Annotated in this window: 13 protein-coding genes; 10 read left to right on the forward strand and 3 right to left on the reverse strand. The window is 48.3% G+C overall.

Going from position 1 to position 18,878, the window contains the following annotated elements; translation table 11 throughout:
- Positions 1–161 precede the first annotated feature (161 nt).
- A complete protein-coding gene (gene shc, locus Q6A92_RS01040) occupies positions 162–2,036 on the forward strand; it encodes a squalene--hopene cyclase (RefSeq protein ID WP_332236755.1) in 1,875 nt (624 codons plus the stop codon).
- Between the two features lie 460 nt (positions 2,037–2,496).
- Here shc and Q6A92_RS01045 read toward each other — a convergent pair whose 3' ends face one another.
- A complete protein-coding gene (locus Q6A92_RS01045) occupies positions 2,497–2,697 on the reverse strand; it encodes a hypothetical protein (RefSeq protein WP_274400165.1) in 201 nt (66 codons plus the stop codon).
- Between the two features lie 263 nt (positions 2,698–2,960).
- Between Q6A92_RS01045 and Q6A92_RS01050 the strand changes: the two genes are divergently transcribed.
- On the forward strand, positions 2,961–3,596 hold the full coding sequence (locus Q6A92_RS01050; protein ID WP_332236756.1) for a TetR/AcrR family transcriptional regulator: 636 nt from the start codon (positions 2,961–2,963) through the stop codon (positions 3,594–3,596).
- A 174-nt stretch (positions 3,597–3,770) separates the two neighbouring features.
- Here Q6A92_RS01050 and Q6A92_RS01055 read toward each other — a convergent pair whose 3' ends face one another.
- Positions 3,771–4,016: an SHOCT domain-containing protein gene (locus Q6A92_RS01055; protein ID WP_274400169.1), complete on the reverse strand. Its 246-nt coding sequence runs from the start codon at positions 4,014–4,016 to the stop codon at positions 3,771–3,773.
- A gap of 480 nt (positions 4,017–4,496) precedes the next feature.
- Here Q6A92_RS01055 and Q6A92_RS01060 point away from each other — a divergent pair, with 480 nt between their 5' ends.
- The 5 genes from Q6A92_RS01060 to Q6A92_RS01080 all read left to right on the forward strand — a co-directional run bounded on the left by Q6A92_RS01060 (position 4,497) and on the right by Q6A92_RS01080 (position 13,532).
- On the forward strand, positions 4,497–5,531 hold the full coding sequence (locus Q6A92_RS01060) for a HoxN/HupN/NixA family nickel/cobalt transporter (RefSeq protein ID WP_443029665.1): 1,035 nt from the start codon (positions 4,497–4,499) through the stop codon (positions 5,529–5,531).
- 145 nt (positions 5,532–5,676) lie between these two features.
- The gene (locus tag Q6A92_RS01065) at positions 5,677–8,418 is read left to right on the forward strand and encodes a glycoside hydrolase family 3 N-terminal domain-containing protein (RefSeq protein WP_332236758.1); all 2,742 of its coding nucleotides are present in this window, start codon (positions 5,677–5,679) and stop codon (positions 8,416–8,418) included.
- Between the two features lie 1,066 nt (positions 8,419–9,484).
- Positions 9,485–10,240 (forward strand): electron transfer flavoprotein subunit beta/FixA family protein, encoded by a 756-nt coding sequence (locus tag Q6A92_RS01070; RefSeq protein WP_332236759.1) that lies wholly within the window; start codon positions 9,485–9,487, stop codon positions 10,238–10,240.
- 84 nt (positions 10,241–10,324) lie between these two features.
- Positions 10,325–11,299: an electron transfer flavoprotein subunit alpha/FixB family protein gene (locus Q6A92_RS01075; RefSeq protein ID WP_332236760.1), complete on the forward strand. Its 975-nt coding sequence runs from the start codon at positions 10,325–10,327 to the stop codon at positions 11,297–11,299.
- 40 nt (positions 11,300–11,339) lie between these two features.
- A complete protein-coding gene (locus Q6A92_RS01080) occupies positions 11,340–13,532 on the forward strand; it encodes a (Fe-S)-binding protein (RefSeq protein WP_332236761.1) in 2,193 nt (730 codons plus the stop codon).
- Between the two features lie 628 nt (positions 13,533–14,160).
- Here the strand turns inward: Q6A92_RS01080 and Q6A92_RS01085 are convergent.
- Positions 14,161–15,189, reverse strand: coding sequence for an LCP family protein (locus tag Q6A92_RS01085; RefSeq protein ID WP_332236762.1), 1,029 nt, complete (start codon positions 15,187–15,189; stop codon positions 14,161–14,163).
- Positions 15,190–15,825: 636 nt separating this feature from the next.
- On the opposite strand from Q6A92_RS01085, the gene Q6A92_RS01090 reads away from it, so the two are divergent.
- The 3 genes from Q6A92_RS01090 (at position 15,826) to Q6A92_RS01100 (ending at position 18,871) form a co-directional block, all read left to right on the forward strand.
- Positions 15,826–17,049: an acyl-CoA dehydrogenase family protein gene (locus Q6A92_RS01090; protein ID WP_332236763.1), complete on the forward strand. Its 1,224-nt coding sequence runs from the start codon at positions 15,826–15,828 to the stop codon at positions 17,047–17,049.
- A gap of 52 nt (positions 17,050–17,101) precedes the next feature.
- Positions 17,102–17,872 (forward strand): electron transfer flavoprotein subunit beta/FixA family protein, encoded by a 771-nt coding sequence (locus Q6A92_RS01095; RefSeq protein WP_332236764.1) that lies wholly within the window; start codon positions 17,102–17,104, stop codon positions 17,870–17,872.
- Positions 17,873–17,947: 75 nt separating this feature from the next.
- A complete protein-coding gene (locus tag Q6A92_RS01100) occupies positions 17,948–18,871 on the forward strand; it encodes an electron transfer flavoprotein subunit alpha/FixB family protein (protein ID WP_332236765.1) in 924 nt (307 codons plus the stop codon).
- Positions 18,872–18,878 lie beyond the last annotated feature (7 nt).

An 18,878-nucleotide genomic window follows, 5' to 3' on the forward strand; every position in this document is an offset into this window, starting at 1 on the left:
TTCTCCTTCAGACAGCACCTGCGGTATAAAACCTGACCTGTCGGAAATCAATCGGCGGCACCCGGCACAGGATGCTTTCCCATTCCCGTTTGGATGAATGTCCTTCCTCTTTTTAAAATATGCTTATAGAAGCATCTTTGCGGAAGGGGAGGATGACGAGGATGGCAGCCGATGTGTCCGCCGAAATCAGTCGGATTGTCCGTATTTTAATAAGAGATCAATTGCCGAATGGATCATGGAACTATCCTTTTGAAACGGGAATTGTCACAGATTGTTATTTTATCATTTTACTTCGGTCGCTGGAAATAAGAGAGGAGTCTTTGATTCAGGCACTGGCTGAACGCATTGTGCAGAAACAGGAGAGAAACGGTTCGTGGAAATTGTTTTATGACGAGACGGACGGAAATCTGTCGGCGACGGTGGAAGCCTATACGGCACTGCTTTATTCCGGTTATCGGTCAAAGGACGATGACCGCATTCAGGCGGCAAAGCATTTTATCCGTGCCAACGGCGGTCTGAAAAAAACAAATACGTTCACAAAAATCATGCTGGCCCTTATCGGGCAGTACGACTGGTCCGATCTTTTTCAGATTCCGGTTGAAGCCATCCTTCTCCCGCCTTCTTTTCCTGTCAGTTTTTTTGATTTATCTGTATTTACCCGGGCCAATTTTGCACCGATACTGATCCTTTCGGACAGACGCTACCATGTTAAGACGAGCATGACACCCGATTTGTCGGATTTGGATGCGGACGGGGTAGCCGGCGCCGATCTTCCGGATTCCGATCCCTGGCAGCCGATACTCGCTCTGATCAGGCAGGGCATACAGGTGCTTTCCAGTCAGATCGAGCCGGTACACACAGACGCTTTAGAACAGGCGGAGCATTATATGCTGAAAAGGATTGAAGCGGACGGAACACTTGAATGCTACTTCAGCGCCACGTTCCTTATGGTCTTTGCCTTGCTGGCCCGCGGGTATTCAAAAGGAGATCCGGTTATTTCAAGAGCGGTCCGCGGTCTGAAGTCAATGATCTGCCGGATTAAAGGCTATCCGCATGTTCAATATACGACGGCGACCGTCTGGAACACGGCTCTGATCGGCAGTACCCTGCAGGAGGCGGGCATTGCCGATTCGTCGGAAGTGATCCGCCGGGCGAATCACTATTTATGGCAGCGCCGGCATGCGAAATTCGGCGACTGGGCGATCCATAATCCGGAGGGGCGGCCGGGAGGCTGGGGATTCTCCGACGCAAACACGATCAATCCGGATGTCGATGACACGGCTGCCGTCCTGCGGTCGATTCGATTTTCCGCCCGCGAAAACGAAACATTTCGCCGGGCGTGGGACCGGGGGATCCAGTGGGTTGTATCCATGCAGAACAGCGACGGGGGATGGCCGGCCTTTGAAAAAGGAATTGACAAACCGTATCTGGTTTGGCTGCCGATTGAGCAGCCGCAGGACATTCTGCTTGATCCGTCGTCGCCCGATTTGACGGGAAGAACATTGAATTTTTTCGGAGAATGTACCGATCTTGACACCCGGAATCCTCTGATCGGACGGGGAATCGACTGGCTGCTCCGCAACCAGGAAAAAGACGGTTCCTGGATCGGCCGCTGGGGCATCTGTTTTATTTACGGGACCTGGGGGGCCGTGACCGGCCTGACTGCCGCGGGCGTGAAACCGGAACATTCCGCGGTGAGAAGAGCGGCCGGCTGGCTGCGGAGGATCCAGAATCCCGACGGAGGCTGGGGCGAATCGTGCAAGAGCGACGTGAACAAGCATTATACAGCGCTTGGGGCCAGCACGCGGACACATACAGCCTGGGCGCTGGATGCGTTGATTTCAAGTTCCGCCGCTCTGACGCCCGAAATAGAACGCGGCATCCAATTTCTCATCGCTGCAGGTGCAGCGCCGGACTGGACGGCGGACTATCCGAAAGGAAGGGGGATGGCCGGTGCGTTCTACATTCATTATCACAGTTACGATCTTATCTGGCCGCTGCTGGCGCTCGCTCATTTTAGAAGAAAATTCGGATAGACCGGCTGCCTGACCCGGTATTCTCTGCCCAGAGACCAACTAAGTCCGCCGGACCGGCGATTCAAGGTGCAGATGCCGGACTTGCATAAAATCAAGAAAACAGAATAGGGATGATCAATTCTTTTGTTATGCCACTCAGCCGGGTTTAATGTGAATCCGGCTCGGCTTTCTTGCATTTCAGTTCAATTTTTTCGGATTTCGGATCGGCCCTTTAATCATTTGGCCACGGCTTTCTGATACTTCGCTGCTCATTTTCGAGTTCAATTTTCCCTGATTGGGTTCAGCTTTCTGAATCCAAACGGACGGTTGTGCCGTCCCGTATGTAAAAGAAAAAGGCTTGAAAAAGCCCTTTTTCCCTTTTAAAAAAAAGCGGGGCGTTCTTTCGTGCCCCAGTCTTCCTCAATAATATTTTTGAATCATTCATTCGGCAGAAATAATAAAATAAGATCTTTTTGCTCCTTCAATGGACAACGGCACCGATAATGATCGCAACGACTCCTGCAGCGATGGCCACCCAGTTTAATGTTTTTTGCGGTGTAAATAGGCCGATGATTCCGAGAATGACTGCGAGGCCGCCGAGCCAGTAACGCGCGACAAAGAATCCGATCACTCCAGCAATAATGCCTAACCATCCAAACCATTTGCCAGCTACATCGTTCATTTTTTCAACCTCCATTCAAGTATTGGAATTTCAACGAATTGTCTTTTAATAGACAAGTTGTTGATTAATCATCTTCATGTTTATTATAATATAAATCGAATAAAATAACATCAGGCAGAGAAAAAAATTCCATTATTTACAATCTTTTCTCCACTTCGGATGCGAAATCTGATGAGATGCGAATCCGCCAAACGCAGGCGGCCGCGGGGAATGGCCTCATCCAACAGCATGAATAAGATCGAAAAAATCGGAGGTTAATGAAAATGACAGGACAGCAGATAGACAGAAGAATTGCCCGCACGAGGCGGATGATCAGGGACGCTCTGACAAAACTGATCGAAGAGAAAGGCTTTGATGCCATTACCGTCAGTGATTTGACGGAAAGGGCGGATATCAACCGGGGGACATTCTATCTTCATTATCGAGATAAATATGATCTATTGAGGCAGAGTGAAGAGGAAATTCTTGCCGACATAGAAGCAATCAGCGAAATGTCTATGGAACAATTGAATGACGATAGCCCGGTACAGTATGAAAAAATGGAGAAACAGATTCCTTTTCTTGTACACTTGCTTGTCTATTTAGGCTCGAATTCGGACTTTATGAAAGTCATACTCGGTCCGAGGGGAGATCTTTCTTTTCATATTAAGCTAAAAGACATCATGAGCAGACATTTGATCCTGAAATTAAAAGAATGGCAGAGCGGCGAAAGCAGTGTCCCGATCGAGTACATTGCCGCCTACTTGATTTCTGCGGATTTCGGGATCGTTCAGCTCTGGCTGGAAAACGGAATGAAAGAATCGGCGAAAGAGCTTGCCGTCATCATGAATAATATAACGTTTCAAGGACCGGCCCGTGCCGCCGGATACAGGCCTCCGAATCATCCCCGTGACATGTAGAAGTTTTCCTGTTCACTTTTATCAGTCTCCTTCGGGTTTTACGAAGCGGGGCTGACATTTTTCTGCCTCTGTTGGCGGCCGGATTCATCACTGTTTTTTAATCGGCTATTTAAGAGCCGAGCTGAAAAAAACCGCCCGTTTTGAAAAGAGGGCGGCGCGGTTCCGGACGTTTGCTCAGTCTTTCAGAACTTCTTTCATTTTTTTGTACTCTTCCTCGGTTATCTCCCCTTTAGCAAAGCGCTCTTTTAAGATGTCTTCACTGCGATTTTCTCGCCTGTCGGCATTTGACGGCACATTCAGCCTTTTTATCAAAATGAAGGCAAGGTAAATGACAACAACAAAAACCAGCAACTGCAGCAGCCAGCCGAGGCCGAATCCCCAGCCGCCCATCATTCCGCCGTTCCATCCATACAAAGTCATCACGGACCTTTCTTAAATAATCTGTTCAGCATGATCCCCGGTTCCGGCCGGTTCAGCCTATCCTTCACCGGTTCTATACATATTATACGGGTTAATTATAAAGAATCTGTGAAGAAAAAGCAGTAAAACCGCTCCGGGCATGTTCCAGTCGCTCTTTATGATGGAGCGGATTTTTTCAAAATGTAAAAACAGGTTTACATAAGTTTTCTAATGAGGTAATCTTGTAATGCAGGGCACGAAGCCTTGTTCCGGATCTTTGCGAAAGGCCTTTGCCGGGAGTTCGCAGCGGCAAGGCGCCGGTGTGTGGTACATAAATGATAGAAGACAATAGGTTCTAACCACGAAGGTTAATGGCTCTGAAAATGGGGCGATCAATTTTCGTGGTTTGTTTTTGTAAAGAAAAGAGTGGCGAAATTCAGTCAAATTTTATTGCCGTATTAGGAAAACCGGAACCCGGCTTCAGATTTGATTGCGAGGAGAATGCTTATGAACAACAGAAATTTTCTTTCCCGTTATGAGTGGCTGCCCTATATGACAGGAACATTATTCCTGCACCTGGCCGGGATCGTGTTTTTGACCCTTTCAGCCCACCAGTACCCGATGCTGGTCGGCTTTGCAGCGGTTGCTTATACACTGGGCCTGCGCCATGCTTTCGATGCCGATCATATTGCCGCGATCGATAATACGGTACGAAAGCTGATTCAGCAGAAAAGCAATCCGATAGGTGTCGGTTTCTTTTTCTCTCTCGGCCATTCGACCGTCGTGTTCCTGATGGCAGTGGCACTCGGCTTCTCAGTCCGCTGGGCGGAGAAACATATGCCGCTGTTCGAACAGGTCGGCGGTACGGTCGGTTCGATCGTTTCCGGTGTTTTCCTGATTCTTATTGCTCTGTTTAATCTGATTATTCTGGTTGATCTGCAGAAAATGTTTTTCGCATTGAGACGGCGGGGATTTGACCGTGAAAAGTTTGAAGATCTTTTACTTTCACGGGGATTTCTCTCAAAACTGTTCCGTCCGCTTTTAAAATTCATTAATAAGAGCTGGCACGTGTATCCGCTCGGATTTTTATTCGGGCTCGGCTTCGACACCGCGACCGAAGTCGCACTGCTTGCTCTTTCCGCTGGGGCATCGAGAAGCACGATCTCTTTTTCCGGCATTCTTGCTCTGCCGCTGCTGTTTGCAGCGGGAATGAATCTCATGGATACGCTGGATTCAATCATGATGTCCAAGGCCTATAAATGGGCATTCGATACACCTGTCCGGAAAATTTATTACAACATAACGATTACGGCGATATCCGTATTGGCCGCCCTTTTCATCGGCGGTATTGAATTAATCCAAATGATTGCGGGAGCGCTGAATCTGAAAGGCGGTTTCTGGAGCTGGATTGAGGGCCTGAATTTCAACTGGATGGGCTATGGACTGATTGTCATTTTTTTAGGACTCTGGCTGATTTCTTACGCAATCTGGAAACTATTCGGGATTGAAAAAAAATGGAATCAATACGGAGCATAACTTCGCTGTTTGAAAGGAAGCAGGGTTCTAACAATCGGACGCTCGCATAGATTTTAACACCCTTTTTTTTCATCTGTCTCTTCTCCGTATTCATCTATCATCCGAATGATAACTTTTTTACTTGAACAGCGAGGTGATCGAACAGATGGCCTGGTTTTCTTTGAAGGGGCCGAACGCCGGGATTCTGCGAAAAAGGGGGGCTGATTCCCTGCAGAAGAAAAATGCCCGGCTTTCGAGAAAAGCTGCCGGCGAGGGCATGGTTTTGCTGCAGAATCATAAAAAAACCCTGCCGATTAAGAAAGGAACGGCAGTGGCTCTTTTCGGCGCCGGTCAGATAAAATTTCATCTCCACGGGGGCGGGTCGGGGTCCGTTCCCAATGCCTTTGAAAACGTCAATTTACTTCAGGGAATGGAGGACAAGGCATCCAAAAATCAAATTTCTCTCTATCGGCCGATCATTGAAGCTTACCGCACCTACTTTCAAAAGGGCGGCCGTGGCGAAATGCCGCTTTCGGACGAGTTGTTGAAGAAGGCCGTGAAAAAGGCCGATACGGCAATTTTCACGATTTCGCGCTACGCTTCGGAAGGATCCGACCGCCGCGCGGTCAAGGGTGATTATTATTTGTCCGATTGGGAAAATCGCACGCTCGAAAGAATCATTGCTGCCGGTTTTAAACAGGTCGCCGTCGTACTGAACATTCCCGGTGTTATCGATACCTCCTGGATGTCCCGCTTTCCCGATGTTTCCCTTCTTATTTCCTGGATGCCGGGGATGGAAGGCGGGCATGCCGTTGCGGACGTTTTGTGCGGCGCGGTCAATCCGTCGGGAAAGCTGGCCGATACATTTGCTGCTTCTTATGACGAATATCCGAGTTCCGGGAATTTCGGCCGGCATAGCGATTATGTCAACTATGAGGAAGACATTTTTACGGGATACCGCTATTTTGAAACTTTTGATCCGAATCATAAAAGAGTGAACTACAGTTTCGGATACGGACTTTCTTATACAACTTTTAATTTGTCAAAAATAAAACTATACGTTTCGGGAAAACGCGTCAAAATCACGGTGAGAGTCACGAATACGGGCGGGTGCTCCGGAAAAGAGGTTGTTCAGGTCTATTACAGCGCACCCCGCGGAAAGCTTGGGAAAGCCGCGAGACAATTAGCTGCTTTTCAGAAAACCGGATTATTGAAACGGGGACGTTCGGAGGTCCTCTCGATGAACTTTCCGATTGCCGATATGGCCAGCTATGACGACACCGGCCGCATCAGAAAATCGGCCTGGCTGCTAGAAAGGGGCAGCTATCGCCTTTTTGTCGGGAATTCTCTGTCTGATGCCGATCGAAGAGGCGTGCAGGGAACGGTCAAAATAAACGAAACAAAAATAGTCCGGCAGCTGACAGCATGCGCAGCTCCGGTCCGGTTGCCGAAACGCCTGCTGGCGGACGGATCGTATGACCTGCTGCACGCGGGCGATATTCGAAAAGAAGAGAAGAAAAAGAAACCGGACGATTCAACCGGTAAGAAGGAAGAAAAAAAGCCGGAATTTTATAGGAAAAAGGCCAAAATCATGCTGCAGGACGTTGCCCGGAGGTCGGCCGGCCTCGATGCTTTTATTGAGCAATTGGAAGATGATCAGTTGATCGGCCTTTCAAGAGGAACCCAAGCGACGGTGGCCGGCGGAGCCGGGGGCATTGGGAATCTTAACGAATACGGCATTCCGAATGTTCAGACAGCCGACGGACCGGCCGGCTTAAGAATCGCCAGCCGGACAACGGCCTGGCCGATCGAGACTCTGCTTGCTGCAACGTGGAATCCGGAGCTGATTCGGTCGGTCGGGGAAGCGGCGGGCCGGGAAGCGGTCTTAAATGCTGTCGATATCTGGCTGGCGCCGGGGATGAATATTCACAGGGACCCGCTGAACGGCCGAAATTTTGAATACTGGTCGGAAGATCCGCTGATGGCCGGCAAAATGGGGGCGGCTTTGATTGAGGGGGTGCAGTCCCGCGGCGTTGCGGCAGAAATCAAACATTTCGCAGTCAACGGCAGAGAAACGAACCGGCGCGAATCGGACAGCAGAGTGTCTGAAAGAGCCTTGCGCGAAATTTATTTGAAAGGGTTTGAAATCGCAATCAAAGAGTCGCACCCGCGATTAGTCATGAGTGCTTACAATCTGATTAACGGCGTCCGCGCCTCGGAGAACAAGGATCTTCTAACTGATATTCTTAAACATGAGTGGGACTATCATGGTGTCGTGACCAGCGATTGGAACAATACGGCCGCGTTTGAAAAAGAAATCCTGGCCGGTAATCACGTCCGGATGCCTTTCGGCAGTACAACGGCCGAACATTTGCTGATGGCTTTGCAGGAGGGAACGATCACCAGAAAAGATTTGCAAAATAATGTCCGTCCGATTTTAAAAATGATCATGGCAACACCGGCCTTTAAGAAATTTCGGCCGAGACAGATTCCGGTCGCAGTCGGCGGAGCGGGAGCGGCACGGATAGAAGCCGCGGCTTTTCTTGATGCGAGCGCAGGAACCGGCATTAAAAACCGCACGGACGAAGAATCCGGATTAAAAATCGTGCGGGCGGCTAACGGAGAATGGCTGCGTTATTTCATTTTTGTTGAGAAAACCGGAACTTATACTTTTACACCCGGGATCCCGGCAGGAAATGGCCGTCGGAGGATCGAGATCTTCCTGGACGGACGCCGGATCGGGCAATCGATGCAGAGAAGGGCAGGGACGGAAAGCGGCCGGAGCCGGGAGAACGGGGAAACGATTGATGTCAGGCTGCCGGAGGGCCGCCATACGTTAAAATTAACGTTTCATGCTGCGGAAAGCGAGATCGCCTGGTTCGAAATCGCCTATAAAGGGATCTCCTGATTAACATCGATCATTGACTTAGGCAGAAGCTGTCCTATGGCTCTGATAAAAATCGCATTTTTTCTGACGGGAACGGCATCGGGCGCTTCCATCCGATGATCGGTGCCCATTCTTAATGATTTTTTCAAACTGAAATGAGAACAATCGGAGATGACTCTCCATTCGGCTTCACCGTATCCCGGCGAAGCCATTTTCCGTCCGCGAAACGGTTTATGCTTCCGCATCAGGAGCGCTGGATGCAATCAGAAAGCTACCTGTACGGAATTTCTCCGAATGAACAAATACACGGATTGTGTCGGCAAATGCAATCCTGGCTTATAGAATTTCATTCGTGCAGTGACTTTCATCACATAATTCCTTTCTGTCGAGTCGGACGTACGTTACAGCCTACCCATCTGAAGCAGACGATTGCTGTTCCGAAAATAGCCGTTTTCTCGTGTGATCGACTTTCGCTGTTAAATCTTCAGCCCATCGATAAAATGTTCCGGCATGTCACTCGTCAATGTCAGATCCATCGAATCGATCCACTGCAAATCCCGTAGGAAAAAATTAAGATTCCGGAGAACGAGAACGGCCATCAGGCAGTCGCCGGTAAATCGTCCCGGCCGCCGTTTATCTTTCAAAAGGAAAAGTCCGCGATCAGAAAATTCTAGACGGTTAATCGCTGAAGCGCCATGAAAACCGAATAGATTAAGCTGATCGGGAGGTGTAAACCGCGAAAAAATGAAAACACTTACTAGGCAGACCTTGAACGGGTCGGAAAAAATTCGATGATTTCATTGATTCGGCCGATCAGTCTATTCACAAATAAAATGCATATGATGAGGAGAATGCAATAAGCCTGATCCGAAAAACATTGTGACGGAGACATGGGCGTTTTTTCAGGGACTGTCCCCGGGTTCAAAGCGCCCGGTCCCTGTTCGTTAAAAAGATGTTTGAAAGCGGATTCAGAATGGATTCGGAGGTGAAGGCGGCCCCCTTCAGTCAATCGGAAAACAGGCGCAAGCTCTGCCGAATAACGGCAGTCCGGTTTTAACAAAAAGATGGATAAGGAGTGAGACTCGCGATGAACATTCTTGTTTGTATCAGGCAGACTTTCGATACCGAGGAGAAAATAACCCTTAAAAACGGAACGATTGATCAATCCGACGTGAAATTTATCATCAACCCCTATGATGAATACGCAATTGAAGAAGCGCTTCGGATTCGCGATGAGCACGGCGGGCAGGTGACCGTCGTCACGGCCGGACCGGAGCGCTCGGAAAGTGCATTGCGTACGGCGCTTGCGATGGGGGCGGACAAGGCCGCTCTGATCAGCGATGTGTCTCTTCCGGAGGATGAATACGTTTTGGCCCGACTGCTTGCTGAATTCGCCCGGAAGGAAGCAGCCGATCTCATTCTCGGCGGAAACTTCGATGTTGACAGCGGTTCGGGCCAGGTCGCCATCCGGGCAGCGGAAGAGCTGGATATACCGCATATCGGCGCAGTCACAAAATTGACAGCAGCAGGCGGCCGGGTTACCGCGGAAAGGGATGCTGAAGGCGGAACGGAGGTCGTCGAGAGTGCGCTCCCCGTTCTTGTGACGGCGCAGCAGGGGCTGAATGAACCGCGCTATCCTTCTCTTCCCGGGATCATGAAGGCAAAGAGAAAAACAATTGCCCGTCTCTCAGCAGAAGATCTGGGAGTGAAGGACGCTTTCCAAGTGAAAACATCCGTCGTTGAAACCTATTTGCCGCCGAAGAAAGAACCCGGCAGAATACTGAGCGGAGAGCCGGATGATCAGGTTAAAGAGCTGGTTGAAGTCTTGCGGCCCATCATCTGATCGATCAACTGGCTGTTCCTGTTATCTTCAGGGGGCCGGCGCAGAACGGGAGCCTGTTAATTTCGTAAAAGGGGAGATGTACAAATGGGCAGAACGACGTTGGTTTTTACTGAACAGAAAAACGGCCGGCTCAGAAATGTGTCTTTTGAGAGTCTGACGGCTGCCGCCCGGATTGCCGAGGGGGGCGAAGTGGCTGCCGTCCTGTTTGGCGGCATTCGGGACGGACAGGTGGAAGAACTGGGAAAATACGGGGCGGATCGGGTGTATGCCGTTGCTCACGATGATCTGAAGCAGTACACGCCGGATGCATATAAGCAGGCGATGCTGCAGGTGATTGAAAAAGCGGATCCGGCGGCGATCGTGCTCGGGCATACGGGAATCGGCAAAGACATCGCTCCACGGCTGGCGGCCCGTCTCGGTCTCGGCCTGATCACGGATTGTACGGATGTGCAGGTTGCAGGCGGCGATCCGATTTTTGTCCGTCCGATTTTCGCAGGGAAAGCTTTTCAAAAGAAAAAATTCACGGAGCAAAAGCTGTTCGTCACCATCCGTCCGAATAATATTCAGCCGAAAGAAAATGAAAGATCGCCTGAAGTCATTCCTGTCAACGTCGAAATCAGGAACCTGCGCTCCACGGTTAAGGAAGTGGTTCGGCGAACCGCGGAGGGTGTCGATCTCAGCGAAGCGAAAGTCGTTGTATCCGGCGGGCGCGGGATAAAAAGCTCCGACGGATTTAAGCTGCTTCAGGAACTGGCCGATGTTCTGGGAGGCGCAATCGGGGCATCGCGTGCAGCCTGCGACGCCGGCTATTGTGATTATGCTCTGCAGATCGGCCAGACGGGCAAGGTCGTGACCCCCGAATTATATATAGCCTGCGGCATATCAGGTGCGATTCAGCATCTGGCGGGCATGTCGCAATCGAAAGTGATTGTGGCGATTAATAAAGATCCGGAAGCTCCGATTTTTCAAGTTGCCGATTACGGCATTGTCGGAGATTTGTTCGAGGTAGTGCCCAAATTAACGGAGGCATTCAAAAAGGTGTTGTCGGAAAAACAATAACATGATCCATTCCATTTATTCTGTATGGGAGTTGAGAGCTATGTGGCAGCTGATCCAATTTTTCCTCTTCCTGCTCGTAGCCGGGTGCGGAATCTATCTGACAGTTAAAGTCATCTATCGCCGCTACACGTATATTAAACTCGGAAAGCCGGCCGTTTTGCACGGGAGATTAACAGAAAGAATCATGGCGCTGCTCGCACAAGTATTCGGCCAGAAAAAATTACTCAAAGACCGAAAAAGCGGCGTCATGCATGTGGTCATGTTCTATGGCTTCATTATTTTGCAATTCGGGGCACTGGACATTATCTTCAGGGGACTGAGCGGACACCACTTGCCGATTCCGGGTTTCCGCTATTTTCAATTTTCGCAGGAGCTGACGGTTTTCCTCGTACTGATTGCCGCGGCCTATGCCGTTTATCGGCGCTACGGAGAGAAACTGAAACGCCTGAAAAGAGGATGGAAGCCCAGTCTTGTGATTTTCTTCATCTTTTTTCTGATGCTTGCCGTCCTGTTTACATTAGCATTTGATCGTATGCGCTTGAATGAAGGGGCGGCTTTGTATGCTCCGATATCGTCGCTCATTGCCCTGGCATTTTCCGGACTGCCGGCAAACTCGGCGGCAGTCCTCTACTATGTTTCCTGGTGGGCGCATCTGCTGATTCTGCTTTCCTTTGCCCTCTATATTCCCCAGTCCAAGCATTTTCATCTGATCACGGCGCCGATCAATATCTTTCTTCACCGTACGGATCCCGCGGGCAGGCTGCGTTCCATCGATTTCGATGACGAGGAAGCGGAATCATTCGGGACGGGCAGAATTGAGGACTTTGAACGGACACAGCTGCTGGATCTTTACGCCTGCGTCGAATGCGGGCGCTGTACAAATATGTGTCCCGCTGCGGCGACCGGTAAGGTCCTGTCGCCGATGCACCTGATCACGAAAATGAGGGATCATCTGACGGAAAAAGGGGCGGCGGTGACTTCGAAATCACCTTGGATACCCAATCTCGGCAGCACCGCGGGCGCACACATGGTAAAGAGTAGGCCGGATGGAAACGGCACCTGGAAGATGGCAAAAATGACTGAAGAGGCGGCCGCACGTTCCGCAGCAGAAACGGCAGCGATTCCGGCCGCTGCTCCGCTTGCGCCGGTTACGGATATCGAACCGACGATCAAATGGCATAAATTTTCCTGGGGCCAATCGCCTGGCAGCGATGTCAGGGATGTGAATCTGATCGGAGACGTGATTACGGAAGAGGAAATATGGTCCTGTACAACATGCCGTAACTGCGAGGATCAGTGCCCAGTCGGCAATGAGCATGTCGATAAAATCATCGACCTGCGCCGTTATCTCGTCCTGACGGAAGGAAAAGTACCTCAGGAAGGACAGCGGGCGATGCAGAATATCGAACGGCAGGGCAATCCATGGGGAATGAGCCGCAGCGACCGCTCAAAATGGATGGACGGCCTGTCTGTTCCAACGGTCCGGGAGAATCCGGATTTCGATTATCTCTTTTTTATCGGCAGCATGGGTTCTTACGACAGCCGCAGTATTAAAGTGACCCGTTCGTTGGTCCGTCTGCTTAACGAAGCCGGTGTCAATTTTGCCGTACTCGGCAACGAGGAGAAAGGCTCCGGCGATACGCCGCGCCGTTTAGGCAACGAGTTCTTGTTTCAGCAGCTTTGCAAGGAAAATATAGCGGTTTTCGAAAAGTATCGTGTCCGCAGGATTGTGACTGCCTGCCCGCACACATTCAATACATTTAAAAATGAATATCCGGAATTCGGACTGAAAGCGGAAGTGCTTCATCATACGCAATTGCTCGAACAATTAGTCAAGACAGGCAGGCTTAAGCCCCGGTACCGGATGAACGAACGGATCACCTACCATGACTCCTGCTATCTCGGGCGCTACAACGGCGTTTTTGATGCACCGCGAAATATACTGAAAGCCATTCCGGGTGTGGAACTGATTGAAATGAAACGTTCGCGGGAGAACGCAATGTGCTGCGGAGCCGGCGGGGGCAGAATGTGGATGGAAGAAAACGCCGGCAAACGCGTGAATCTGGCACGCACGGAACAGGCGCTCGAGGTCCGCCCGACCATTATCGGCAGCGCCTGTCCTTATTGCCTGACGATGCTGTCCGATGGAACGAAAATGAAGGGCATCGAAGACTCGGTTAAAACGAAAGACATCGCCGAAATCCTGGCGGAATCGGTCTTCGGTCCGCTGTAATGATCGCGGCGATTCAGGGGCGGAACCTGTCTGAGCCTGCATGAAAATTTCATGATTTGCTTTTAGGGGCATCCGGCCGAAAAACAGACGGCAGGATGCCCCATGGATTGCTGAAGCTAAGGGGTGCAGCGTACAGGCGCCGCTGAACAGGAAAGCTGTTCAGACAAAGTTCCGGTGACGGACTTTGTCTGAACCCGGTTCGCAAACTGTTAACTGTGAACAGAGAATGCGGATATTTAAGCAGAAACCTTTTAAAGGATGAGGCCGGAGAAAATTCATCTGAAAATGATCCGGACCTTCCTTGTGTTTTTTTGAATGCCTGTTGGCGGGAAAACTCTTCGGACTTTCTTCAGAAGATGGTGAATCGCCGCCGACAATCCGAATGGAAATCGGGATTTTCTCATGCAAGCAGTCGAAATAGCCATCCGTCGAATAAAAATAAAAATCGAGAGGTTTATTTTCTCTCGATCTTTATTTATCTAGAAAGCGGCGGCCCTGGAAAATATCGCCCGGCGCCGCTCCGTTTTATTAATTTTTTTGATTTAAAAGCGCAGGAATAGGATTGTTTACTGCAGAAAGTCCGGTTTCCGGAACAGGTCTCTTTTCACTCGATCACGGGCTCTGCTGTTTAATTGCTAGCATCGAGAGAAAAGTATTTCTGAATAACGGACTGAAGCTGACCGGGATCGAGGACAACCTCGTCGTTGTAGGACTGAAGCACATCGTCGTACATCGTGCCATTGGCCCCTTTAACCTGACGGTAATGGATCTGCTGATTCGGGTGGAAATCGCTTTTGACGCCGAGCCCGATGCTGATCATATCTTCCTGGCTCATATTGGTCGCAATAAGAAACTTGGAAAGTGAATTTGACAGAGCCGGGTATTTTGTCACATTAGACGGCTGGACGATTTTCTTGGCAATGCCGATCAGCGCTTCTTCCTGCAGCTGCTGCCGTCCGTAATCGGTTCCGGGCAGTGAATAGCGCTCATGCACGATTTCGGTAACCATTTTTCCATTGAGCGAATGGGTGCCGGCTTTAAAAGTCAATCCCTTGTCTTCCGGATACCACGGGTGTGTCAGTGTAACGTCAAAAGGAAGTTTCATGCTGATGCCGCCGATCGCATCGACCATATACTGAAGCCCCCAATAGTTTGTTTCTGCATAAAAATTGATCGGCACGCCTGTCAGATTGGAAATGGTTTTCACCGTGTCGACAATTCCCGTCCGGCTTCCGTGTTTAAGCTGAGAAACGTACTGAACACTTGTCATTTTTGTATAACCGTAACCTTCCAGATAAACCCTTGCGTCGCGGGGAATACTAAGCACATTATATGTGTGCTTATTAAGGTCGGCATTGATAAGGACCATTGAATCCGTATGTCCCGCGGGATCGCCCTTTCTGGCATCGGTTCCGATCAGGAGCACATTGAATACACCGGCCCTTGCCTGATAGTCGCTTGTCGTGTTGCCGCTGATCGCTTTCAGATTTTGAAAATGATTCTGCGGATTCAGTCTTTGATAGGCGTAAGCTCCGAACCCCGTCAGGCTGAGAAGCAATATCGCCAGAATCAGTAACGTATAGCGAAGACGTCTATGGCTCTTTTTAGGTTTTTTGTTTGGCTTGCGGTATTTCATATCCAATTGTTTTTGTATCATTTTTGCTCCCTTTCCGTTCCGCTTATCAATAGATAGATAGAGTTTGAAACTGATTGATCTATAAAATCTGATTTAGCAAATAAAAACACTTTTAGATTTTAAAGGCCGACGACTATTTCCTGATTAAACGATTTCAAAGTTTCAGTCAACCGAACGAGAGACAGCCCCAATTATGTATCCTGAAAAGTACTCATCTTTAAATATTCGCATGAGATTCAGAAATAAGAGAGGTATCCCTTATTTTATTTTGACAGAATACGACAGAAAAATCCATATCCTGGGTATCGGTAATATCTTAATTTTAAAAGAAGACGGGTTCTGAAAAAAATTATTCTTTTTCTGCATGCAGCGCACGATAAAGTTCTGCGGATGCAGTTCTCAAAAGCCCGGTATATTATCGATGAGTCGTCTAAGGGGTTACCCGATTTAAAGGGGGACGGCCTGCCCGGTATATCCTGAATTGAACGGAAGCCGGTTTTTTTTATGCTGGATGCAGTCTGTCGCCATTTTGACTTTTATTGTCGGGTTAGCCTGATTATCAGATTGATCCACTTATTTTTGAATCGAAAATGCATGAAAAATTTTGTGAAATTCATAAAAATAGAGCATTAGACGTTAGCGAAGACCAATGCAACAATGAAACAAAGGGAGATTCTTAATTCTAATAAATTCGCGAACTCATTCGCCAATTCTGGTAAAACGAATCGAATGAATCTGGCGGCATGCAGTGCTCGGGAAAATAATTGTAAAGAGGGGATATTTATGAATTTCAAATTTTCGGAAGAACAGGAACTTATAAGAAAAAGTATGGAAGAAACTGTTGCTGGCGCAGAGAAGAAAGATCCTAATGATCTTTTAAAAGATTTAGCCGGAATGGGCTTTATTGGACTATTTTATCCTGAAGGCTTTGGTGGGTCTGAGGGTGATTTTTTAAGCTTTATTATAAATCTTGAAACATTGGCGAAAGTCTCGGCTTCAAGCGCGCTTGCTTTGGCGATTCAAAGTACACAAGTAGCTTATTCCTTGTTCAACTGGGGTTCATCAAAATTAAGGGAACGTTATCTGATTGCCTTGAATGGCGGTGGAAAGACAGGGACGTACGCATACAGTGAACAAGGCATCGGCTCCGATCAAATAGCAATTGATACCGTTGCTAAGAAACAGGACGATTTTTATCTACTCAATGGTACGAAGACTTTTGTCATTAATGCGGATAAAAACGATTTTCTAATTGCTTTTGCAACAGTAGACGGTCGCTTAAGCGTGTTCGTCGTCGATAGGGTGCAACAGGGCGTGACGATTAGCGATCCATACAGAAAAATGGGACTGGACGGGTTATCAGCAGTGACCGTTACATTTAAAAATGTACGAGTACCGAAAGATAATTTACTCGGTGAAGAAGGCGATGGTGAATCGATTGCCCAGGGTGTAAATGAGCTGTTTAGTGTGGGCATTGCAGCTATTGCTGCAGGCCTATCGGAAACAGCACGTGAGAAGGCAATTGCTTACGGGAAACAGCGCATTCAATTTGGCCGTCCGGTCATTTCATTTGATGCTCTTCAGGAAAAAATAGGCATTATGTCCGTCAATATTGAAGCGACTCGATTATTAACCTATAAGGCGGCAGTGAACAAAGATGAAGGAGAACCACTCGCACAAGTAGCAAAAATTGCCCGGTACCATGCTCTGACAACCGGCATTAATAATTGCCGCGAAGCCATTCAGATTCATGGGGGATACGGGTATACAAGAGATCTGGGCATAGAGACACTCTACAGAGATATGGAAGGATTGAAAGTTATTGAATCACAAACGAAACCGTTAATCCTGAATATCGCAGCAGAGGCTATCGAAGTATAAAAACGATTTTAAACAAAGAAAGAACAGATTCTTCATTAGGAGATGGACAAACGTGAAGATATTAATAAACTATAAATGGGTGCTAGATGAGACGGACATTACAGTTGATCAGGAAAAAAGAATAATGGATACGAGTCGTGCAAAATATAAAATCAGTGAAATTGATCGTAATGCGATTGAATTAGGATCAACGTTAAAAGAAAAGCTAGGTTGTGACATCATTTCTCTGACAGTGGGAAAGGGCGTCAAAAGTTCTTTGAAAGATGTTCTTTCCCGCGGCATCGATAAGGCCTATTACATTGAATCAGAGACACTGGAAAGTTCAGATACGGCAAGGATTTTAGCTGCAGCCATTAGGAAAATAGGAGATGTGGATCTTGTAATCTGCGGAGAGGGATCCAGCGATAATTATTCCCAGCAAGTCGGTCCTCGGCTGGCCGGTTTGCTTGGCTATCAACTTGTTACCTATGCCTCTGAAGTCAGTCCGGAAGATTCAGATTTTAGAATTGTGAGAAAATTAGAAGATGAAATTGAAACAGTTAAAGCGAAAACGCCGCTTGTGCTGACGGTTGTTTCCGAGATCAATGAACCCAAGATCCCGGGAATGAAGCAAATTCTGTCGGCAAGGAAAAAACCTTCAGAAGAATTAAAAATTGAAGATCTGGGCCTTTCACCCTCTGAAAGAGTTTCTCCCGTTGCCGTTGTCAAAGAAGGGGCGTCAATCATGGATCGTAAACAGGTAAAGTTGAATAATGGTGATACATCAATTAAAGAAGCTGCTGTCAAACTGGTACAGTTTTTGAGAAATGACAAAGTTATTTAAATGATCGGAGGCAAAAAAATAGTCAACAAGAAAGGTTCTCCTGAGCAAAAAAGTTTGAAAGAAAGGTGACGAAAAATGAAATTAATTTGGGTCATTACAGAAACAGCGAACGAGGCTTTCGGATTCATCAGCAAAGCATCGGAAATGGGAGAAAAAATTGCAGTTTTCACAGGCGGTACGTCTGAACAAGCAGCTGAATGTTATAAGTACGGCGCTTCGGAAGTCACTCTTCTAAAATTACCGGAAGAAACGTTGTGGGAACAATATGCGGTTGCATTAGCACCGCTTGCACTTCGTGAGAAGCCGGAACTGATTCTCATATCAGCGACGAAACGCGGAAAAACATTAGCCGCCTATCTGGGGGGGCTGATTGACGGACCCGTTCTGACAGAAATCAAATCGCTGAAACAGGAAGAAGGTAAATTGCTTGTTTCGCGAGCAATTTATGGCGGACTTGCCGAAAAACAGCTAGTGATTTCCATGAACAAAAGCGTTATTGTCACGGCAGACACAGGGAGTTTCAATAAAAAAGTTGTCAATGATACCAGCGGCAATGTTGCTTTTCTTTCGCCCCGCATAGAAAATTCACCTGTATTGCTGGAACGAACACAAAAAGAAAAGGCTTCAGTTAATCTGGCTGATGCAGATATTGTGATCGGTGTCGGCCGCGGCTTCGGTTCTGAAGGCAATATCCGGTATGCAAAAGAATTGGCCGATCTTTTGGGCGGTGAAGTGGCCTGTTCAAGGCCGGTGACGGAGGATCTTCACTGGATGCCGGAAGAACGCTATCTTGGCATCTCCGGTCAGGTGATTAAGCCGGACTTATATCTTTGTGCCGGTATTTCTGGGCAGATCCAGCATGTATATGGCATACGGGATGCGAAAAGAATTGTCGCAATTAATAAAGATGAGAATGCGCCGATTTTTAAAGTTTCGGATTATTACATTGTTGGTGATCTCGTAGAAATACTGCCGGAAATCAGCGCGGCACTGAAATAATAGATTG

The organism is Sporolactobacillus sp. KGMB 08714 (assembly GCF_036598985.1).
Classification (GTDB): domain Bacteria; phylum Bacillota; class Bacilli; order Bacillales; family Sporolactobacillaceae; genus Sporolactobacillus.

Coding starts and splice junctions, on each gene's coding strand:
- shc (WP_332236755.1), top strand. CDS start 162: ATGGCAGCCGATGTGTCCGCCGAAATCAGTCGGATTGTCCGTATTTTA.
- Q6A92_RS01045 (WP_274400165.1), bottom strand. CDS start 2,697: ATGAACGATGTAGCTGGCAAATGGTTTGGATGGTTAGGCATTATTGCT.
- Q6A92_RS01050 (WP_332236756.1), top strand. CDS start 2,961: ATGACAGGACAGCAGATAGACAGAAGAATTGCCCGCACGAGGCGGATG.
- Q6A92_RS01055 (WP_274400169.1), bottom strand. CDS start 4,016: ATGACTTTGTATGGATGGAACGGCGGAATGATGGGCGGCTGGGGATTC.
- Q6A92_RS01060 (WP_443029665.1), top strand. CDS start 4,497: ATGCTTATGAACAACAGAAATTTTCTTTCCCGTTATGAGTGGCTGCCC.
- Q6A92_RS01065 (WP_332236758.1), top strand. CDS start 5,677: ATGGCCTGGTTTTCTTTGAAGGGGCCGAACGCCGGGATTCTGCGAAAA.
- Q6A92_RS01070 (WP_332236759.1), top strand. CDS start 9,485: ATGAACATTCTTGTTTGTATCAGGCAGACTTTCGATACCGAGGAGAAA.
- Q6A92_RS01075 (WP_332236760.1), top strand. CDS start 10,325: ATGGGCAGAACGACGTTGGTTTTTACTGAACAGAAAAACGGCCGGCTC.
- Q6A92_RS01080 (WP_332236761.1), top strand. CDS start 11,340: ATGTGGCAGCTGATCCAATTTTTCCTCTTCCTGCTCGTAGCCGGGTGC.
- Q6A92_RS01085 (WP_332236762.1), bottom strand. CDS start 15,189: ATGATACAAAAACAATTGGATATGAAATACCGCAAGCCAAACAAAAAA.
- Q6A92_RS01090 (WP_332236763.1), top strand. CDS start 15,826: ATGAAACAAAGGGAGATTCTTAATTCTAATAAATTCGCGAACTCATTC.
- Q6A92_RS01100 (WP_332236765.1), top strand. CDS start 17,948: ATGAAATTAATTTGGGTCATTACAGAAACAGCGAACGAGGCTTTCGGA.